The following is a 17,800-nucleotide window of genomic DNA, read 5'->3' on the forward strand; positions in this document are numbered from 1 at the left end:
ATCCCCCACGGCTTAGCATCTCCATCTTTCAATTGTTTGTCTTTATGAAACTTCAGTCATATGTAAAAAGACCTATTACATTTGCACTACTTAAATAGTAATTAACATATATGGAATAGTCAACAAAATCATACAAAGTTTTACAAAGTTCTTACAAATTCGACATTCTTTTTAAGGCTGAAGGAATAGTCATTCTTACCTCTAGGTCAAGTGGGAAAAAGTTAAATGATGTTTCTTTGACTAAAAAATGCTTAAGAGGATTTTAAATATTTGTTTAAAAAAGTGCTGAAATCGTTGACAAAGTAAGTGGTAGTTTGATGGAAAATTGATTTATAGAAAAATCGTGTTTTGAAAAAAGATTGATCAAAACACGATTTTTCTGCATCAATGGGATCATCCATTTATAAAAAGGTTTGATATAAAAGAGACAAGATTTTCCACATCATTTACTCTAAAGAATATTGAAGCAGCAGTTGTTATCCATTCTTTTCATTGTTTATTAGCGTTTCTATGATGAGTTTAGATAATTGACTAGGTTTATATGGCTTTACTAAGTAATCCTGTGCCCCAAGGGATAAGCCTTGCTCTTTATCATCGATAGCGGTTGAAACAAATATGGGTATATCCTTTAGTTTTTCACTTTTCTTCATTTCTTTCATAATGGTCCAACCATCAAATTCATCTTCGAGCATAATATCCAGAACAATGGCATCTGGGGGAGCTGCATTCATTTGTTTTAATGCGTCTTTTCCGTTATTAACACAACTCACATGGAAGCCCTTGTCATGCAGTTCATGATTTAAAAGTTCAGCTAAGCTTAAATCGTCTTCAACAATCATAATTGTATAATCGAGCTTAGACTTATGGTCTTCCTCATTCTGATGATTTGCTTTCATCATGACATGTGGGAACTGAGTGGTGAATGTGCTTCCTTTTCCAAATTCAGAACTTACGGTGATCACACCATCGTGTGCTTTGACAATTTCTTGAACAATGGCAAGTCCAAGACCTGTACCCCCAATCCTTCTTCGATCAGTGTTATCCACCCTGTAAAATTGTTGGAATACTTTTGGGATGGCATCCTCCGGAATACCAAGGCCATCATCTTGAATATCAACTGAAAGCATGTCGTCACTGTTGTATACCCGTATAAAAATATCTCCGCCATTTGGAGAATATTTAATAGCATTACTTAAAAGATTGGTAAACACCTGTTCAATTTTCATTCGGTCACCTAGAATAATTGTTTCCTTTAATTCAACTGAAAGGTTCAGTTGGTGTATGGCTGAATAGCCTTCTTGAAGCTCAATCACATGATTTAGGATTGAGGTGATATCAATAAATTTCTTCTCATACGTCTGTTTTCCTGATTCCATCCTTTGAATATCGAGGAAATCATTAATTAAGGCAGTTAATCTTTTCGCTTCATTATAAATAGTTTGCAGATATTTAGTTTTACGTTCTGGCTTTAATTCTTTATTCAATAACAGCTCTGAGAAACCGAGAACGCTGGCTAACGGTGTTCTTAATTCATGACTGACTGTACTTACTAATTCAGATTTCATTTTAGCAATCTCATATTCTTTTGTAATATCACGATGGACAAGAAGTGTACCATCATCTTCATCGCTATCTTTTTTAAAGGTTTTACAGTAGACTCGTATAACCTGATGGCTATTTTTCTTTCTGTATATAAACGAATGTTCCTCTTCATGGTTCTGGAGGGATGAATTTATAAGGTTCTCTAGTGAATCAATAAAATCATTTTCTTGAATTTCCTCCGCCATCAAAAGGGACCACTGATTCCAAGAAAGTCCTAATAAATCCTTAAAGGAATTAGCGTTTTGAAAGATATCTCCCAATTGTTGATTCGCTTGAATAATTTTTCTATCCTTATCAATTAACTGTATTCCTTCCTGGACATTATTTAAAATATCTTGATTTAAACGACGATCTTCCTCCGATTGTTCAAACAAATTGATTTTTTCAAGATAAATCGCAATTTGTTTTGAGAGCGTTTCATACTCTGCTATTTCATCATTTGAAAAAAATTGTCCATAGCGCGTTAATACTAAAACAGCTTTTACATCATCAGAAGAGATAACTGGTAAATAAAGATCATAAATGTATTGGAGCGCTTCATGATACCCTTTTTCCACCTCATGCTGTTCCCGGCGAACAGTATACCCCTGTTTTTCAGTGGTTAAGCGTAGTAATAATCCGCTATTCAAGTTTCTTTTAAATTGCTTTAGACCCGAATGGGAAACACCGTATGCAGCAGATGCTTCCTCATAAAGAAACGTAATGACTCCTTTATCTGACCCAGTAACTTTACACATATTTTCAATAATACTTTGTAGTACTTCCCTCTTATCTAAAGAAGAGGAAATGCCATTGATTAATTCATTTATTCGTTTCAGCTTGTTTTGATTATCTATTAAGACTTCAAGTGTAGATTGAAGTTCTTGCTGCTGTGCCTGAAGCTCATCTTGTTGCGCAATTAGTTCCTCGTTATGAGCTACTAAATCTTGCTCTTTGTCTTGAATACTTTGCACCATTTTTTCAAAAGCAACAGATAACATGCCAAGTTCATCTTTTCTTGTTGGATCGACTTTAATAAAGGTCTCTCGCCCAGCAGCAATTTCATTTGTATAATAAGTAAACTCAGTAAGGGGCTTCCCAATATTTTTAAGAATCTTATAGATTGCAAACAATAACACAAGCAAAAATAATATTAAGTAAACACTGAGATTGTATTGCTGCATGGACTCCTTTTCTTCAAACTTATTTGCATTGGTTGCAAGTTGCTCTTGCAGGTTTGTGACAAACAAATTCATTTGATTAAGAAAGTCTTTTACTTGTAAACTGACCACACTATCCGAAATATCCACACTTTGGTCCCCAGTAGTTTCGTAGTCCTGAATAATAGCAGGCACAACGGTTGTGAAATAATAGGTGATAAAACTGTCTATTCTTTGATAAATGAAAGTTTCATCGTTTGTCTTTGCCAACTTACCGAATTCATAAAGTTCATTTCTAAGCTCCTGTTCCTGTTGATCTGCCTCTTCCTTATTGATCGGTACCCTAATACTTATCGAATCCTGTGTTAGTAATACCCAAGAATGAAATGGCTTATAAATATTGATTATACGCTGGAGCTTTCCATCAAGGTCTGCGCGATTTATGACATATTCATTTTGCGCTTGATGCTGAAAATAAAACAATGCACTCGTTCCAGCAATCATAAATAAAAAGCTTAGGACAAACAAGGATAAAACCTTATTCGATATGGAGTGATTTATAAAATTAATTATTTTCATACAAAATTTCCTCAATCAATTCCAAAAGTTTTAACGGGCTAAATGGCTTTGCCATGAAATAATCAGCACCTGCTTGTAAAACCCGTTCTTGTTCATACGCCTGGCTTTTTGCAGAAAGCATTAGTATTTTTGTATGACTGTTTGTTTCGGCATTTCGAATATTTGAAATAACCTCTAATCCAGTTAGGACAGGCATCATATAGTCTAAAATGACAAGGTCATATTGATTATTTTGATAAAAATCTATAGCCTCTCCGCCATCAGCAGCTTCATCAACGGTGTAACCTTCGTCCTCAAGTGTATCAACTACAAGCATACGAAGAGCCTCTTCATCCTCAGCTAATAATATTCGTTTCAAGGTGTATCCCCTCATTTCATCTGATTTAATAACCTTTGTATTCTCGCTCGGAGCTCTTGGGTGTAAAACGGCTTTGTAACATAATCATCCACACCTAGCTTTAAAGCCTGTTCTATTTCCTTTTTACTATTTCTTCCTGTTAACATTAAAATTTTATATTTATGGTCCCTGTCCCCCTGTTTAATTTTTTGAAGGACCTCTAGACCGTCCATAATGGGCATAACACCATCTAGAATGATGAAATGATTGACATTTTCTTTTGCGTGTTCGGATAGAAAAAAGGAAGGCCCATCCTCAAACGTCTTAATATTTAAATCAATATGTTTAATATTTAGGGATTCTAGTAATTGGGCTAGTAAAGTTCGAATGATGACATCATCATCAATAACCGAGATATTTATAATAGGCTTTTTGAATTGATCCGGCAGTGATTGTAAACATTCTACCCTTGCTCTCCCAAGTCGTTTTGCTTCATATAGTGAATTGTCAGCTCTTTTTAATGCCTCTTCCACAGAGATGGATTCATCATTAACTTCACAGATCCCCGCAGAAAATGTGACTGAAAAGCTTTTTTCGTCATAAGTGTATTCGATTTTGGAGAAGTCTATAATGAATTCATTTAAACGATTTTTTGCTTCCCCTTTAGAGGTTTTCGGGAAAACAATAATAAATTCTTCACCCCCATATCGATAAACCATATCCAAACTGCGAGTATTTTGTTTTAAATATTGGGCGAAGTCTTTAAGGATTCGGTCCCCCATTAAATGACCATATGTATCATTAATTTTCTTAAAAAAATCAATATCAGCTAAACAAACTGAAAAAGCTTGCTTGGTTCGTTTAAAATCTTGAAAATATCTAGGCAGGCTTTCGGCAAGGTATTTTCTATTATAGATTTGGGTTAGTTCATCAATTAAAACCGATTGATCAAAGTTTTTCTTTCTCTGCAAATGTCTGTTTACTTTTACGATAAATTCATCCATATCAAGAGGCTTTTTGAAAAAGTCATCTGCTCCTTTTTGGTAAGCCTCAATTCTTACCTGCCTACTATTATTGACGCTAATCATAATGGTAGGAATAAAATATTTTTCACTATGTTCTTGGATTTCCTTCAATACTTGAAAACCATCTTTGTTTGGCAATTCAATATCGAGAATTAGGCAATCAGGCTTCATTTCGAAATACTTTTTCACAGCTATCTCTGGATTGGTATGGGTTATAACCATCCATTCATTTTCTTCTAGCGCATCTTTAAGGAACATTAACAAAGAAACATCATCGTCTATGATTTGAATGAGAGGTGCTTTGTCATTGCCGTTAGGTGTATCATGAACAACTAATTCATTGAAATGCTCATATTCATAGGTAAATTGAATTAAAGGAAATAAAAAGGTTTTTAATTCAAGTTGATCCCAATCCTTCTGATCATCCTCTTTCAATTGATCTAAAAGATTTTTCGCAAGAATCATAAGATCATCAAGTTGTAGAGTCCCTGATGTTCCTTTAATAGAGTGCAGAAATCGATAAATTTCTTCACCTTGAATTTTTTCAGCTTCATCTGAATATAACCATGCTTCTAATTTATTTTTCATAGTTTGGAATAAATGATTTCTATATTTTTTAAGGTCCACTATTCATCCTCCTCATTGTCGTTATTATTTAATCAAACGACAAAATTAGACAATATTTTATACAATACGACAAAATACTCCATTTCTTTACAGAATTATATCACTTTTTTACTATTTTCATAGGGGTTATTGTAAAGTTAAAGTAACCAAATATTTTATCTATTAAAAAGTTTCTTTAGCTATAAGTAACTAGATAGGTAAAAAGGGGCTATTTCTTCATTATTATGTCGTCCAAAAATACTCTGATTAGCGATTGTCCTCACAAAGTGTTTGAATTTAGCATTGCTCCACCACCACTATCCCCATGCGATAAATGGTTCTCAGTATAGGCTATTTTTTTCGAACTTTAATAGGTTAAGCACAAGGGAAACTCAAATTTTTATTGAGGTTTTGCCCTTTTACTTCAAATTTTTGTATTCATATTACTCATAATATTTCTTATGTGTTAAATGAATACAGATTAGACAAAATAAAGGAGTTAGATTATCAAGAGAGATCGGATAATGGATACAGAGGCAGATGAGTTAGAGTACGACATTCAAATGAGAAAGATTATGATTTTGGCTGCGGAGGAGACTGGGTTAAATAGCAATGATACCCTTTATTACATTCAGCGGTTAGACAAACTCATTACGAGGTATCAAAAGCTCAAAAATCAATGTTAATTATGTTTAAAGCTAAATACCGTATTTATTTTAGAAATAATTTTGTTAAATATTTAGTTATATTTATCCAAAAACTAAAAAACTATATACTCTAATCAAAAAGTATATAGCCTAGTTGTGTTTATTTATTAATTTTTCGCTTTTCTTATATCACTTAATAGGAACTGCCCATTTGCTTGTTCTACAGTATAAATCCATTGATACTCTTTGATTTCTTCTGTTCCACCACTCTCTATACCAATTTCTTCAAATGATTCAACTTCATATATATTTTCACTTACTTTCTGAACAGATACAATATCAAACGTATATAAATGCTCTATTATATCTTTACTATACAAGTTAACGACTAAATCTACCTGTGACCAATATAAGTTACTATCTGGTAATAAATAGGGTTGTACAATAGAAAAATCCCCATTATTTATTGCATTAATCAAAAAATATCCATAATCGGCAACAGTATTATGAATTTCTTGTAGATCTTCTTCACTAATAGAAACATTATCAACATCATTTTCAGCCTGTAATGGTTGTTCAAATCCTTGTATTGGTTCAGAATTCTGAATAAACTCATCTTCCACATATTCCGTTTCTTCAGCTTGTTCCTCAACTTGCTCTGTTAGATTAGCTGTTTCTACATGATTAAGTAACTTTAACTTAACTCCATATATATTGCTTATTTCTGTGTTGAAATGAAAAATATTATCTGCTCCTGCCACGACTTCAAATTCCACTACATCACTTTTATCTCCTTGACCCTTTGTCTGTATTTTATGAGTGCCAGGTAATAGTGAAAGTTCTACAGTTTCTGTTTTATTATTTTTTACTTTCATTACCACTTTATCGTCAATATATACTTTCACTTTTCCAATGCCAGTTAACAATCCTCCAGTACGTCCAACACTTATTTGTACGGATTCTTCCGCTTCGCCAGAACCAGAACAGGCTACTAACAATGTCATTAATAAGGCAAAAGTAAGATAATAAAATAGTTTTTTCACAGTTAAAACCCCCAAGTAATTCACAAATATGCATTTANNAATGATTATATAAGTTACAACAAGATTTGTATACTTTATTTTTTATAAAGGCGTATGTGTATAAAAAAGTAGAGAAAACCTTCTTAGTAGATACATAAGTGATGTATGTGATCTAAAACTTCAATAATTGCATGACCTATATTTGTTACGAGTCCCATACTTTTGCGAGGACTTTATAAAAGCCTTATTCTAAGCTTATACCACCTCTATTTAAGTATTCATTGGTCAATGCATCTATGAAACCGACAGCGCAAAACCACAATTTACTCCTTTTTTATATTTTTCTACCACTAGTTATCCCTTAAAATGGTACTATACCAATATAGATTACCAAAAATCCCACTTTTTTGAATTAAGGAGAATAGCTAATGAGGAAACAGAAAGCACTTAAAGTAGTTAGCGCTTCAGTGATAGCAGGCTCTGCATTTGTCGCTTCTTCACCTATTGAGGCCGCTACCGCCAGCAATGCTGACAAGCTCGTGAAGGAAGCAAAGGAATTAGGAACCATTTTAAAATGGGCGATCTCGATTGAAGGAAGTGCAGATGGAAAAACGCGCCCCATGGCAGCTTACAATGCAACTAAGGAAGCTTATGATAAAGCTGTAAATGCCGTTAAAACACTGCCTGCCTCTCAAAAGAATACATATATGGCTGATCTAGAAAAAAACGTAAATCTCCATATCAACCGGACAATGTCGTATATTGACGCCCTTACGGCTGGAGAAAAGATTAAGGAGAAACAGCAAGCTTTAGCCGCTCATTTAGATCGAAATTTAATCAATGACGACACGGAAAAAGCCTATCATGAACTAACAAAGGAAATCCGCAAACAAGCCCTACTTTTGGACCGCGTATATGGACAGACAACGAGAGAATTAATTCGTTCGCAATACAAATATTCAGCAGAGAAAATTCGCGATAATGCTATGTATGCCGTCACAGTAAAAATGGCAATCGACAAAGCTTCAAAAGCATTGATCGAAAAGGATAGCCAAACTGCTGAAAGATATATGAATGAGGCTAAAAAATACTTAAACTATGTAGAAAATTCAAGTATAAAAAACACGCTAAACAATCGCTTCAACTCGATTGCACAAACAACAGTCCCAACGATTATTAAAGTGACAGCTTCCGAACCAAAACGAATCAAAGTAGAATTTAATAGTAAAATGCTATCCGGAAATAGTACTAATAGTGCTGAAAATAAAGCCAATTACTCCGTCAATGGCAAGACTATTAAACAGGTAAAGCTATTTGATGATAAGAAAACGGCCATCATTGAATTGAACGAACCCCTTAATACTAATTCAAGCTATACCGTAACGATCAAAAAGAACATTCAAACAGAAAATAACACCGCGTTGGGTTCTACGGATACAGTTACTTCCTTGGTATTTTTTGATAGCGGAAAACCTACTATTAATTTTGTAACAGCCGATCCAAATGGAGGCATTGAGATCAAATTTTCGGAATTAATCTCGGCAAGTTCGCCTATTGCCATTTCGATAGAAGGAAAAACGGTTTCCTATTCTTCTATTTATCAGGACACAGATACAGTCAGCGTGCCAAGTTCAGAAATGAAGCGGCTAGGTTTACAAAAAGGGAATTTCTATTCCATCGTTTTTTCCGGAGCAAGGGACCTCGTTTCCCCGAATTCGAATACAATGGATACCTATAGCGGAAGATTCTTTTATAATGCAATGGCGGATACCATGGCACCAGAGGTTCGAAGCATCCAAGCTAAGGATGAGAGAACTTTTGCGATTGAATTTAGTGAACCATTAACAGATTTAGCTGCTGCGAATCTTGTCATTACGAAAGGGAGTACAACGATAAGACCTACATCTGTCAAGGATGTTTCCGGCGGTCTAAAAACAAAGTACGAAGTTGAACTTCCTGCAACGATTTACACTGCCAATGAAGCGTCAGCGTTCTTAAATGTTCAAATAAAATCGTTTAAGGACACAGCCAATAATATGGGGAATACAACAGATCGTACCGTGACACTGACAAGAGATCTGACTCCACCGCAATTTGTAAGCATTAACTATGATGTTGCCAAAAATGAAATTCATGTTACTTTTAGCAAAACATTAAAAACTGGAACGCCAGTTATTAACAAAATGACTATGTATGATCCAGACAATCTTCCATTCAAGCCTGTCGTTAAACAAAATGTTGGAAATAAAATGATCATAGACGCGAAGAATTTAAGAGATGGATATTATATCATTAATGCCGATGCAGGAGTGGTAAAGGATACATCAACCGCCCAAAATGACAATGAGCCATTCAGGGTATCTGTGACGAAAAAGGCGGATATTGTTAAACCAGAAGTGACGATCGTTCAAGGGGCAAATAACGGGCAATTTAAGGCTGTATTTAGTGAGCCGGTTACAAAAGATTCTGCAGAGAATTCAGCAAACTATTTAATTAACGGATCGATCTTACCGGCTGGAACAACCTTTGATGTGAGCAACGACCAAAAACTAGTAACCATTACTTTGCCTGAAGGGGAAATTCAAGCGACCGATAGTTATACGATTGAAGTGAGAGGAGTAAAGGATTTATCCGATAATGAAATCAGCCTTCATCGAAGCAATGTTACAATTTTTGATAATACTCTACCTTTCTTGCAATCAGCAACGGTCAATAGCAATAAGCTCATTTTGACATTCTCTGAAAATATCGTGATTCCAAGCAACCAACTAATCAACCTGAAAAAATTAGTAGTTGATGGAACACATTTAAATGTGAATAGTTACTCAGTCGGGGTTATAAATGGAAACGAGTTAATTCTCACCCCTCGAAATGGGACTTCATTTACGGGCGCAACTATTGTGATTGAAACAGATTCAAATTCAAAGATTAGCGACCAAGCTGGGAACGCAACTAAAGATAGTGGTGCAATGATTCCATAATTGATTGGATGTTTCTAATTTTTGATAAAAAATCAAAGTCCTGTGGCTGTCTAAGGCCACAGGACTTATTACACTTATTTAACCCTGTTTGCTTAAAAGTTAAGTTGATAAAGGCTGACAGAATATATAAATAATGGGCGTCCTAGCAGCCATGAGTTTTTACGTTTTATTCCTGAATACCTAAGACATCTGTAATGGTTACATTTGTCGTGGTACGAACAACCATAGGAAGCACTTCAATTCTTTTCGTTTCCCCAGGACTTAAGTAATCGCACTTTGCTTCTTCAAATCCTAGTGCATTTCCTTCTGCTGCATCGAATCCATCTAATTGCAGCTTAACGACTACATTTGATACAGGTGTGCTGCTCGTGTTAATCACCTCTATTACCAGCTTTTCCAACGAACCTAGGGAAGTGAAACCTATAAATCTAGCACTAATGTTTAATGGAACCAAAACTTTAGTTTCTTCCATCTCATAACCTGCTTCAATTGGCACTGATTTAAGGAGTATTGATTCAATTGGTTTATCTTCTGCGGCAGACCAATACAAGCCATCTGCATATTCATTTATTGCAAATTCCAGCAGCCATCCTCCGTTTAGTTCATCTTCTCCCTCTGAGATTGGCTCACCTAAGATAGCCTTACATCTTCAGGTGTTTGTCCAACACTTGTGGATATCACCTGGAAATCCCTGTTAAACAAATCAATTCCTGATATTAATCTTAGCTCATCTATATAAAAGACTACATCCTTAAACTCATCAAATTGGTACCCCACTCCTCCTTCTGCCTCTACCTCATTATCTGGTTCTCCCCACTGCTCGATAAAATAGTCAAAATCCCCATCCACTACAACCATGCTAACTATTTAATTATTGGACTGATCCTACCCGTAAATACAACCCTTTTGGTGAGCAGCTATCAGAAACTAATGACGATTACTGTGAATGAATCTGTATTTCAGAATCAATGAACCCCTAATAAGCGAGCTGCTAATTTTAGGGTTTTTTGCTGATTCATAAGCTTTTACTAGAAATGCTCTTTCATTTCAAATTCAGTCCATAAGCCCTAGATCCCAATTTCTCTTTGTATTTTCGTTTCCTATAACTCCAATCAACCTTCCAGTCACGTTCGTTTCTTAAAAATCAATTCGTGCCCTTACAAACAATCGATTGTTTGATTAAACTATTTTCACCCTACCCTGTCCTTTCCTACCCTAAATCCATATGTAACAAGTAAAGGGTGGTGCATGTATATGAATTTGAAATCAGGCAATATCAAACAGTTTGAGTCTTTTTCACAGTTTAAGGGTTTAGAAGAATTTAATACGCATATTGAAATGTGGATGTCGGTTCATAAGGACAAGCTTTCGAAGGGGGAGCTTGTCGGATTGAAGCGGCTTATTCGTTTTGCTGCGAAAGTGCCGGGTGTGTGTAATGCGAAAATCGGGACGGTGTTAAAGGCGATCCATGAGGAGTTCAACGGCAACGGAATTTCCCGCTCTACCTTCAAAAGAATGATTGCGAAAGCCACGGAGCTTGGCATCATGACCGTCCATGAAACGGAGAGAAAGAACGGTTCACAGTCCAGCAACCTGTATGTGTTCAATCGTTTTCCCAACAGTGAACCACCTAAGAAGGATAAATTGGACTCCCCTATTAAAACTAGCAATCTTTCTAAAACTAATAATAAAAATAATAAAAAACGTAACGTGGACGATACGTGTCTCGATCACACCTATACAAGTGACCGTGTGCCTAATGACTTTGTTCAAGTGGTTAAGTACTTTTTTCCTGAAGCCAAAAGCATTGAGGAATTCTGGAAAATGACTAGCATTGCAGCTTATCGCCATAACCGGGTAAACGACAGGGAGGGAGTCCTATCCATAGCCATTCAATCTATGAAGTAGCTCATAAGAAAAATGAAAACAGCTGCCAAGGTCATCAAGCCCCTTGCCTATTACTATGGAATTCTAGATAAAAAATTTCAGGAGCTCTATTTCGAAGAGCTTTACGAAGTGGACTTCCCTGTAACCATACATACAGATAACTCTATCGGTCCTTCCTGGATAAGCGAGCTTTTTAGAGACATCATATTGGGCTCTACTACGACATAATCAGTTTTTCTGACGTATGATCCTGTTCCACTATTCCATTATCGACTTTTCCTTTAAGCAACTGGGACAAGGGACCCGTCCACTCGACACAATTTGGCATAAATCGGGACCAAAATCCTTATTTTGCGTTCAAAGTTCCTTTTTGATGCTGTTTTTTAAGTTTTGACCCCTGTTTTACGTTCCAAATTGGATTTTGGGCTGTTCGCTGGATGAAAGTGATTCCGATATGGTGTAGGTAACCCGGGAATACACTGTAAAGCGCGCTTTCTGAAGGGAATTCTAATGGAAAGCTTTGAACAGGTTTCAAGTCAATATACTTTGATGATTCACAAAATTATTTCGTCCTTAAACATTTTCACGAACAAAGATGAATTTTTTCAGATTGGCCTGATTGGTTTATGGGAGGCTTATGAACGTTTTGATCCAGAGAAAGGGAACTTCACGGGCTTTGCTTACGCTTATATTAAAGGCAGACTGCTTACAGAAATGACGAGAACAAATCGCCAAGTGGAAAGAGTGGCATCTGTGAATGAGGAGTTTTGGGAATATATCGAGGATGAATTCAACTACTGCTCCATGGAAGAGGATATTCTTCTTTCCTATTGCCAGGCCGGAAACTTAACTAAAAACCAGACAAAATGGGTTCTTTATACATTTTTGGAAGAACTAACCGTGTGCGAAATTGCTGCAATCGAACAAGTATCTTTATCTGCCGTGAAAAATTGGCGAACAGGAGCCAAGGAAAAGCTTAGAAAAGTGAATACTGTATTATAAGATTCCAAGGTGCCTGGCTCCACATATTACAAACATCTACGAGTCAAATTCAATATCGTGGCGCCAGCATCTTTTCCCAAAATATGATTATTCACAATAATGTAACATTTGTTGATTTGTATGAATTCTAAATCTCTTATTCCACATAACCCTTATATATCAACGTTTCGCAATCGATAGATTTATTATTTCTAGACTGATTTTACTATATTTTTGCCTTAGGGAAACATATGGGCACTACTCTGCATGGTGGAAAGTGTCTCTTTATAATCTAATAGGATTAGAAAGGAGACTATCAGTGGAAACTTTAAATTTGAAGTACATAGGTCACACCTTGAAAAGGTTAAGAAAGTCAAATCTTTTACGTCAGGAGGAATTTGCCCACCAGTGTAACGAGCTAGATCGAAAAACAATCAGTTTACTAGAAAACAATAAGCAAGTGCCGCTCCTAAGCACGATCAGTTCACTAGCAAAAGGATTGCAAATGACCCCTTCTGAACTGCTAAAAGAAATTGAAGATGATTTACTTAAAGGAAGATATGAAAATTAATAGGCATGTTGCCTGCTAAAGGAGCAGATTCACTTGTTTATGAGACCACGCTACAGAATAACGAAACAGTTTATGCGAATGACAGGTTTTTATGATAGCAATGGAAAAATGTGCACACTTGTCACTGAAACCAGGAAAACATTTATGGTCGATCAATCCCCACTAGAAATTCTTGATGAAAGCATTCGCTGCATCGGCTATGATCTAAAAGGTGCTATGATAACAGCCAAGCGACTGTTGGGCAATGTCCATCATTGCCCCGTTCTGGTCAACCCCATCCACAGAATTGTCCTGTTCCCGACCAAATCAGGTCTACATGAAGAGTGCACCTGGTTTAACCCCGTTCACATCAAGAGAACAAACAGCCTCAACAACCAAACAACCATCACGTTCAGTAACGGCCAAACCATAACCATCCCAGGGAAACTATCCTCCTTCAACTGCAAAATCAAAAGAGCAGAACATTTAGAGGAAATGACGAGAGATTCTATATTCTTTATTATAAATGGTCATGATCATCGTATGAAGCAACGAAAGAAGAAGGGCAACCACTTGCCTTAGCGGAACGAAAGGATAGATTCTTTAGCAGATTACGAATACTGATAGTCACCTTTTTTATGATAATTATTTCGAGGCACTAATGAACTAACATTTGATTGAACTTTTTCTTTTAATAATTGAGAGTAAAAAAGTTTGTTCCCCTCAGAAATACTAAATCTTAGAATGGCATTATTTTCCACCACAAAGCAAAATGGCTCTGCAAAGATTATTACAATACACTAACTTTCTTACTAGCCTTTTCTGGACCAATTTTTTTACCTTTACCATTAACTGATAATATTACAGACCAATACGAACATACATATCAATCAAACGTTTGATTAAATTCCATCAAAACCATGTAGGACAAGCGATTGAGACTGTTTAATCAAACGTTTGGTTAAATGGGGATAGGCCATTGAAAAGTTTCGTTTACCTTCTCCTAATAATTTATTCAAGTGTGTCGAGGTACCTCATCTTACAAAGAGGTGTTGGGAAGTTTTACCGGAAAGATTTGGGGAAATTTTAATTGATATGGCAACTGCATAGATTATATAGGGACCACGCGTGTTCTCTCGAACGCATTTAAACTGATTGGAGTAGAACTATCTAGAGATACAGGACTAGGTACCTTAAAGGGGAAAACATTCTCCTTCATAATAGAAGGCACAATTAACAGTCATGCATTTAAAGACAAGTACACGTTTCATTTACTTCTGGAGCTTCTTTGTACGAATATTGTTATGAGAAATAGTGAAATTAACCTCTGCCTGTATTTTGCAAGAAAATAGTGCATAACTGTGCAAGACTTTTTGCAGAGTTTTGCCACCCAAATCTAAATAACTACCTAGCCTTAGATAAAGCGTTTGAAAGCCTGTAACTTCCACCATTGAACGTTAAAACATGTGCGTGATGAATCAAACGATCTACTAATGCAGCTGTTAGCCTGGAGTCAATGAAGTTTCGAAGTAATGATTAAGCTTTTTTGTTCATACCAATCGGCAATTAGCTGAAACAATAATTCCGACCCTTCTTTACTTAAAGGTAGATAACCCATCTCATCAAGAATAATTAAGTCTACTTTTTCAAACCTTTTTCTAAAGGATGGTAACTTATCCTGTTTTAGAGCCTGTTCTAATTGCTTGATGAGGAGAGATACACGAAAGAATCTCACCTCATACCCCATTTCACGCGCTTTTCTTCCTAATCCTGTTGCTAAATGCAACTTTCCAGTCCCTGGTGACCCAATTAATACTACATTCTGTTTTACTTGATAAAGTCCAGGCTTACTAGACCTTCTTTATCAATATGTGTGTTGGAAAATGAATTCTTTCGTTTCATTCATAGTTGCTTAGATTCTTAGAGTCTAGGAATTTTGCATTTTTAATAAGACGCTGCACCTTTGCTTTCTCACGCAAACGAAACTCTTTCTTAAATAAGGCTTCTAAATATTGCTCTGGAGAGTCAAAAGGGATGGTCTCGTATATTTCAGATACATAAGCTAACCGTATTGACTTGCACATAGAACGGATAGATTCACTCATGATGTACTCACCCCTTTCTAAAGGAGCCAAGGAGTCATATTCAGACCAATCTAGCCCGAAGGAATTTTCATTCTTACCAGAAATTAAATCGTAGAATTCTTCGTTATTCTTTTCATATCATGTGTTACTAGTAAATTCACTAGTTCTAGTAATCTCTCTTTTCGAACCACTAAATCTTCAACTATCAAGTAATCATTAACTCTTCCCGGCAGGTATTTTTGATATCTTGGGTAAGGTACTACCCTTGGTTTTCGAATCCAATCCTTGAAGATTGAAGCCCATGGAATAGTTCTTTTTTTGTTCATATAGGACCTAAAATCTTCTAATAGAATTTCCCCATCGTGGGAAACAGCCTTAAATTTATCCCAATACAGTACGAAATAAACAAAAGGATAATTAGACACTTTGGGAATATGTATTAATGTGCTATCTATCTTCGCTTCATTAAACTTATTCACCTTTGTATCCACTTCTTTAAAGACTGGATAATCTTCCTTTGGCAACTCTAGTAAAAAGCTCTTCTCTTTATTCCAAAGATCCTCTATAATTACTTCTTTTTAATAATGAAGTCTTAGCCTGTCCTTTTGCAGCTGAACACGAAGTGTTTCCGTCAATTCTTCAAAGCGATTCATGACGGGAGATGTTGTAAAGAAGTTATACCTAATATAACCTACTTAAGAGCCTTTAAAACCAAGAGCCTGTAGTTCATTAAACATATGCTTCTTAGTTCGGCGTAACTTCTTTTTTAACTTACTATCTTCAAAAAGTCAATCTGAAATAATTTCTCCCCATTTTTCTGTATACATCATTCCATTGGACTGTTTTATCTTAGATTCGGGCAGTTGATCTTCATCTGCATATTTCTTAGCTGTCCTCCAATTAATCCCTAAAGTTTCCTTGATTTTTGTTATAGATAGTCCTTTTTTGTTTCTTAGGTGTTTGTTACAATTAGTATCAGACATTGCTAGCATCCTCTCGTAATCCTCCACTCTGTATTGATTCGACACCTATACAGTAGAGGGACTTGGGGTGGCTGGCAAATCTTTTTTTATGTACTCAATAAATAAAGTGCAGGACTCTGCATTTTTCACTTGCAAAGCTCTGCACTTCTATTTTGCAATACACAACCTAAAGGGGAGCATATCATCAGGTTAAGCGGTTAATTGTCCTTTATTTTCCTATACTTTATTATTCTTCTCAAACCGCCAAGCATCTTTGCACATTGAAATAATATCACGTTTAGCTGTCCAATTTAATTCCCGCAGTGCTTTTGTAACATCCGCGAAGCATACGGCAATGTCACCAGGTCGACGACCTACAATTTCATAAGGAATTTTAATACCGTTAGCCACCTCGAATGCCTTTACTAATTCTAGAACACTAGTACCTAGACCTGTTCCCAAGTTATAAATATGAGCACCTTCAACGAGATTATCCAATGCTGCAATATGTCCCTCAGCTAAATCCATAACATGAATATAGTCCCTTACACCTGTACCATCCTTAGTTGGATAGTCATTACCAAAAATTTGAAGCTTATCAAGTACACCTTTAGCAACCTGCGTAATATAAGGCATTAGGTTATTAGGAATACCATTAGGTGCTTCACCAATTAAACCACTCTCATGAGCTCCCACAGGATTGAAGTAACGAAGGATGGCAACTGAGAACCCTGGGTTTGAATTAGCTATGTCACTCAGAATTCGCTCACTCATGGCTTTAGTTTCCCCATAAGGATTTGTAGTCTGTAAAAGATTCATGGTTTCTATAAAAGGAACTTTATTTTCACCGTAAACCGTTGCCGATGAACTAAAGACAAAACGTTTCACATTATATTTTTTACAGACTTTAGCAAGGACCAATATACTGACAATGTTGTTATAATAATAAGCAAGGGGCATTTCTACGGATTCACCCACTGCTTTCAGACCTGCAAAATGAATAATACCATCTATGTGATGGTTTGAAAAAATAATATCTAATGCAGATTCATTTATTACATCTATTTGATAATAAACAACTTCTTTATTGGTTATTTGTTTAACCTTTTCTAGACTTTCAGCATTACTGTTACAAAGGTTATCAGCTACAATAACTGTATGTCCTGCCTCAAGTAAAGCTACACAAGTGTGTGAACCAATATATCCAGCGCCACCGGTAACAAGTATATTCATTAAGAAAATTACCTCATTTCTTTAATAGGTCTATATTTAGAGTACTTTATAACAATAAATACATTAACTACAATCAAAATTGTATTCACTAGATAATCGCCTTAAATTAGGCTTTTATAATTGAGTCTATGTAACGTTGACTATCGCCATTAAACACCATTAAAT

Annotated in this window: 16 protein-coding genes and 1 pseudogene; 7 read left to right on the forward strand and 10 right to left on the reverse strand. The window is 35.7% G+C overall.

Going from position 1 to position 17,800, the window contains the following annotated elements; all coding sequences use genetic code 11:
• Positions 1 to 476: 476 nt before the first annotated feature.
• From V7149_RS16855 to V7149_RS16865, 3 genes are read right to left on the reverse strand one after another with little or no spacing between them, the layout of a single operon-like run.
• On the reverse strand, positions 477 to 3,320 hold the full coding sequence (locus tag V7149_RS16855) for an ATP-binding protein (protein WP_335346770.1): 2,844 nt from the start codon (positions 3,318 to 3,320) through the stop codon (positions 477 to 479).
• Positions 3,307 to 3,678 carry a response regulator transcription factor gene (locus tag V7149_RS16860; protein WP_335346771.1) on the reverse strand — a complete coding sequence of 124 codons (372 nt, stop codon included), beginning with the start codon at positions 3,676 to 3,678 and terminating at the stop codon, positions 3,307 to 3,309. Before V7149_RS16860 ends, V7149_RS16855 begins: the two co-directional genes overlap by 14 nt.
• Positions 3,679 to 3,689: 11 nt before the next feature.
• On the reverse strand, positions 3,690 to 5,309 hold the full coding sequence (locus V7149_RS16865; protein ID WP_335346772.1) for a response regulator: 1,620 nt from the start codon (positions 5,307 to 5,309) through the stop codon (positions 3,690 to 3,692).
• Between the two features lie 503 nt (positions 5,310 to 5,812).
• Between V7149_RS16865 and V7149_RS16870 the strand changes: the two genes are divergently transcribed.
• Positions 5,813 to 5,974 (forward strand): aspartyl-phosphate phosphatase Spo0E family protein, encoded by a 162-nt coding sequence (locus V7149_RS16870; protein WP_335346773.1) that lies wholly within the window; start codon positions 5,813 to 5,815, stop codon positions 5,972 to 5,974.
• Positions 5,975 to 6,102: 128 nt separating this feature from the next.
• Here V7149_RS16870 and V7149_RS16875 read toward each other — a convergent pair whose 3' ends face one another.
• Positions 6,103 to 6,978, reverse strand: coding sequence for a TcaA NTF2-like domain-containing protein (locus V7149_RS16875; protein WP_335346774.1), 876 nt, complete (start codon positions 6,976 to 6,978; stop codon positions 6,103 to 6,105).
• A 407-nt stretch (positions 6,979 to 7,385) separates the two neighbouring features.
• On the opposite strand from V7149_RS16875, the gene V7149_RS16880 reads away from it, so the two are divergent.
• Positions 7,386 to 9,938, forward strand: a complete 2,553-nt coding sequence (locus tag V7149_RS16880; RefSeq protein ID WP_335346775.1) for an Ig-like domain-containing protein — start codon at positions 7,386 to 7,388, stop codon at positions 9,936 to 9,938.
• A 166-nt stretch (positions 9,939 to 10,104) separates the two neighbouring features.
• Here the strand turns inward: V7149_RS16880 and V7149_RS16885 are convergent, their stop codons facing one another.
• Positions 10,105 to 10,410 (reverse strand): hypothetical protein, encoded by a 306-nt coding sequence (locus V7149_RS16885; protein ID WP_335346776.1) that lies wholly within the window; start codon positions 10,408 to 10,410, stop codon positions 10,105 to 10,107.
• A gap of 158 nt (positions 10,411 to 10,568) precedes the next feature.
• Positions 10,569 to 10,787, reverse strand: coding sequence for a hypothetical protein (locus tag V7149_RS16890; protein ID WP_335346777.1), 219 nt, complete (start codon positions 10,785 to 10,787; stop codon positions 10,569 to 10,571).
• Positions 10,788 to 11,192: 405 nt separating this feature from the next.
• Here V7149_RS16890 and V7149_RS16895 point away from each other — a divergent pair, with 405 nt between their 5' ends.
• The 5 genes from V7149_RS16895 (at position 11,193) to V7149_RS16915 (ending at position 13,938) form a co-directional block, all read left to right on the forward strand.
• Positions 11,193 to 11,846, forward strand: a complete 654-nt coding sequence (locus V7149_RS16895; protein ID WP_335346778.1) for a hypothetical protein — start codon at positions 11,193 to 11,195, stop codon at positions 11,844 to 11,846.
• 12 nt (positions 11,847 to 11,858) lie between these two features.
• On the forward strand, positions 11,859 to 12,053 hold the full coding sequence (locus tag V7149_RS16900) for a hypothetical protein (RefSeq protein WP_335346779.1): 195 nt from the start codon (positions 11,859 to 11,861) through the stop codon (positions 12,051 to 12,053).
• Between the two features lie 282 nt (positions 12,054 to 12,335).
• The gene (locus tag V7149_RS16905) at positions 12,336 to 12,827 is read left to right on the forward strand and encodes a sigma-70 family RNA polymerase sigma factor (protein ID WP_335346780.1); all 492 of its coding nucleotides are present in this window, start codon (positions 12,336 to 12,338) and stop codon (positions 12,825 to 12,827) included.
• A 298-nt stretch (positions 12,828 to 13,125) separates the two neighbouring features.
• Complete coding sequence (locus V7149_RS16910; RefSeq protein WP_335346781.1) at positions 13,126 to 13,377, forward strand: helix-turn-helix domain-containing protein; 252 nt, start codon at positions 13,126 to 13,128, stop codon at positions 13,375 to 13,377.
• Between the two features lie 39 nt (positions 13,378 to 13,416).
• The gene (locus tag V7149_RS16915; protein ID WP_335346786.1) at positions 13,417 to 13,938 is read left to right on the forward strand and encodes a competence protein ComK; all 522 of its coding nucleotides are present in this window, start codon (positions 13,417 to 13,419) and stop codon (positions 13,936 to 13,938) included.
• A gap of 822 nt (positions 13,939 to 14,760) precedes the next feature.
• Here the strand turns inward: V7149_RS16915 and V7149_RS26565 are convergent.
• From V7149_RS26565 to galE, 4 genes and pseudogenes are all read right to left on the reverse strand, one after another.
• A pseudogene (locus V7149_RS26565) lies at positions 14,761 to 15,461 on the reverse strand (ATP-binding protein).
• Between the two features lie 83 nt (positions 15,462 to 15,544).
• The gene (locus V7149_RS16930) at positions 15,545 to 15,964 is read right to left on the reverse strand and encodes a hypothetical protein (protein WP_335346783.1); all 420 of its coding nucleotides are present in this window, start codon (positions 15,962 to 15,964) and stop codon (positions 15,545 to 15,547) included.
• Positions 15,965 to 16,228: 264 nt separating this feature from the next.
• Positions 16,229 to 16,423 (reverse strand): hypothetical protein, encoded by a 195-nt coding sequence (locus tag V7149_RS16935; protein ID WP_335346784.1) that lies wholly within the window; start codon positions 16,421 to 16,423, stop codon positions 16,229 to 16,231.
• Between the two features lie 216 nt (positions 16,424 to 16,639).
• Complete coding sequence (gene galE / locus V7149_RS16940; protein ID WP_335346785.1) at positions 16,640 to 17,635, reverse strand: UDP-glucose 4-epimerase GalE; 996 nt, start codon at positions 17,633 to 17,635, stop codon at positions 16,640 to 16,642.
• Positions 17,636 to 17,800 lie beyond the last annotated feature (165 nt).

This window comes from Bacillus sp. JJ1503 (assembly GCF_036965125.1).
In the GTDB taxonomy this organism is placed as follows: domain Bacteria; phylum Bacillota; class Bacilli; order Bacillales; family Cytobacillaceae; genus Cytobacillus.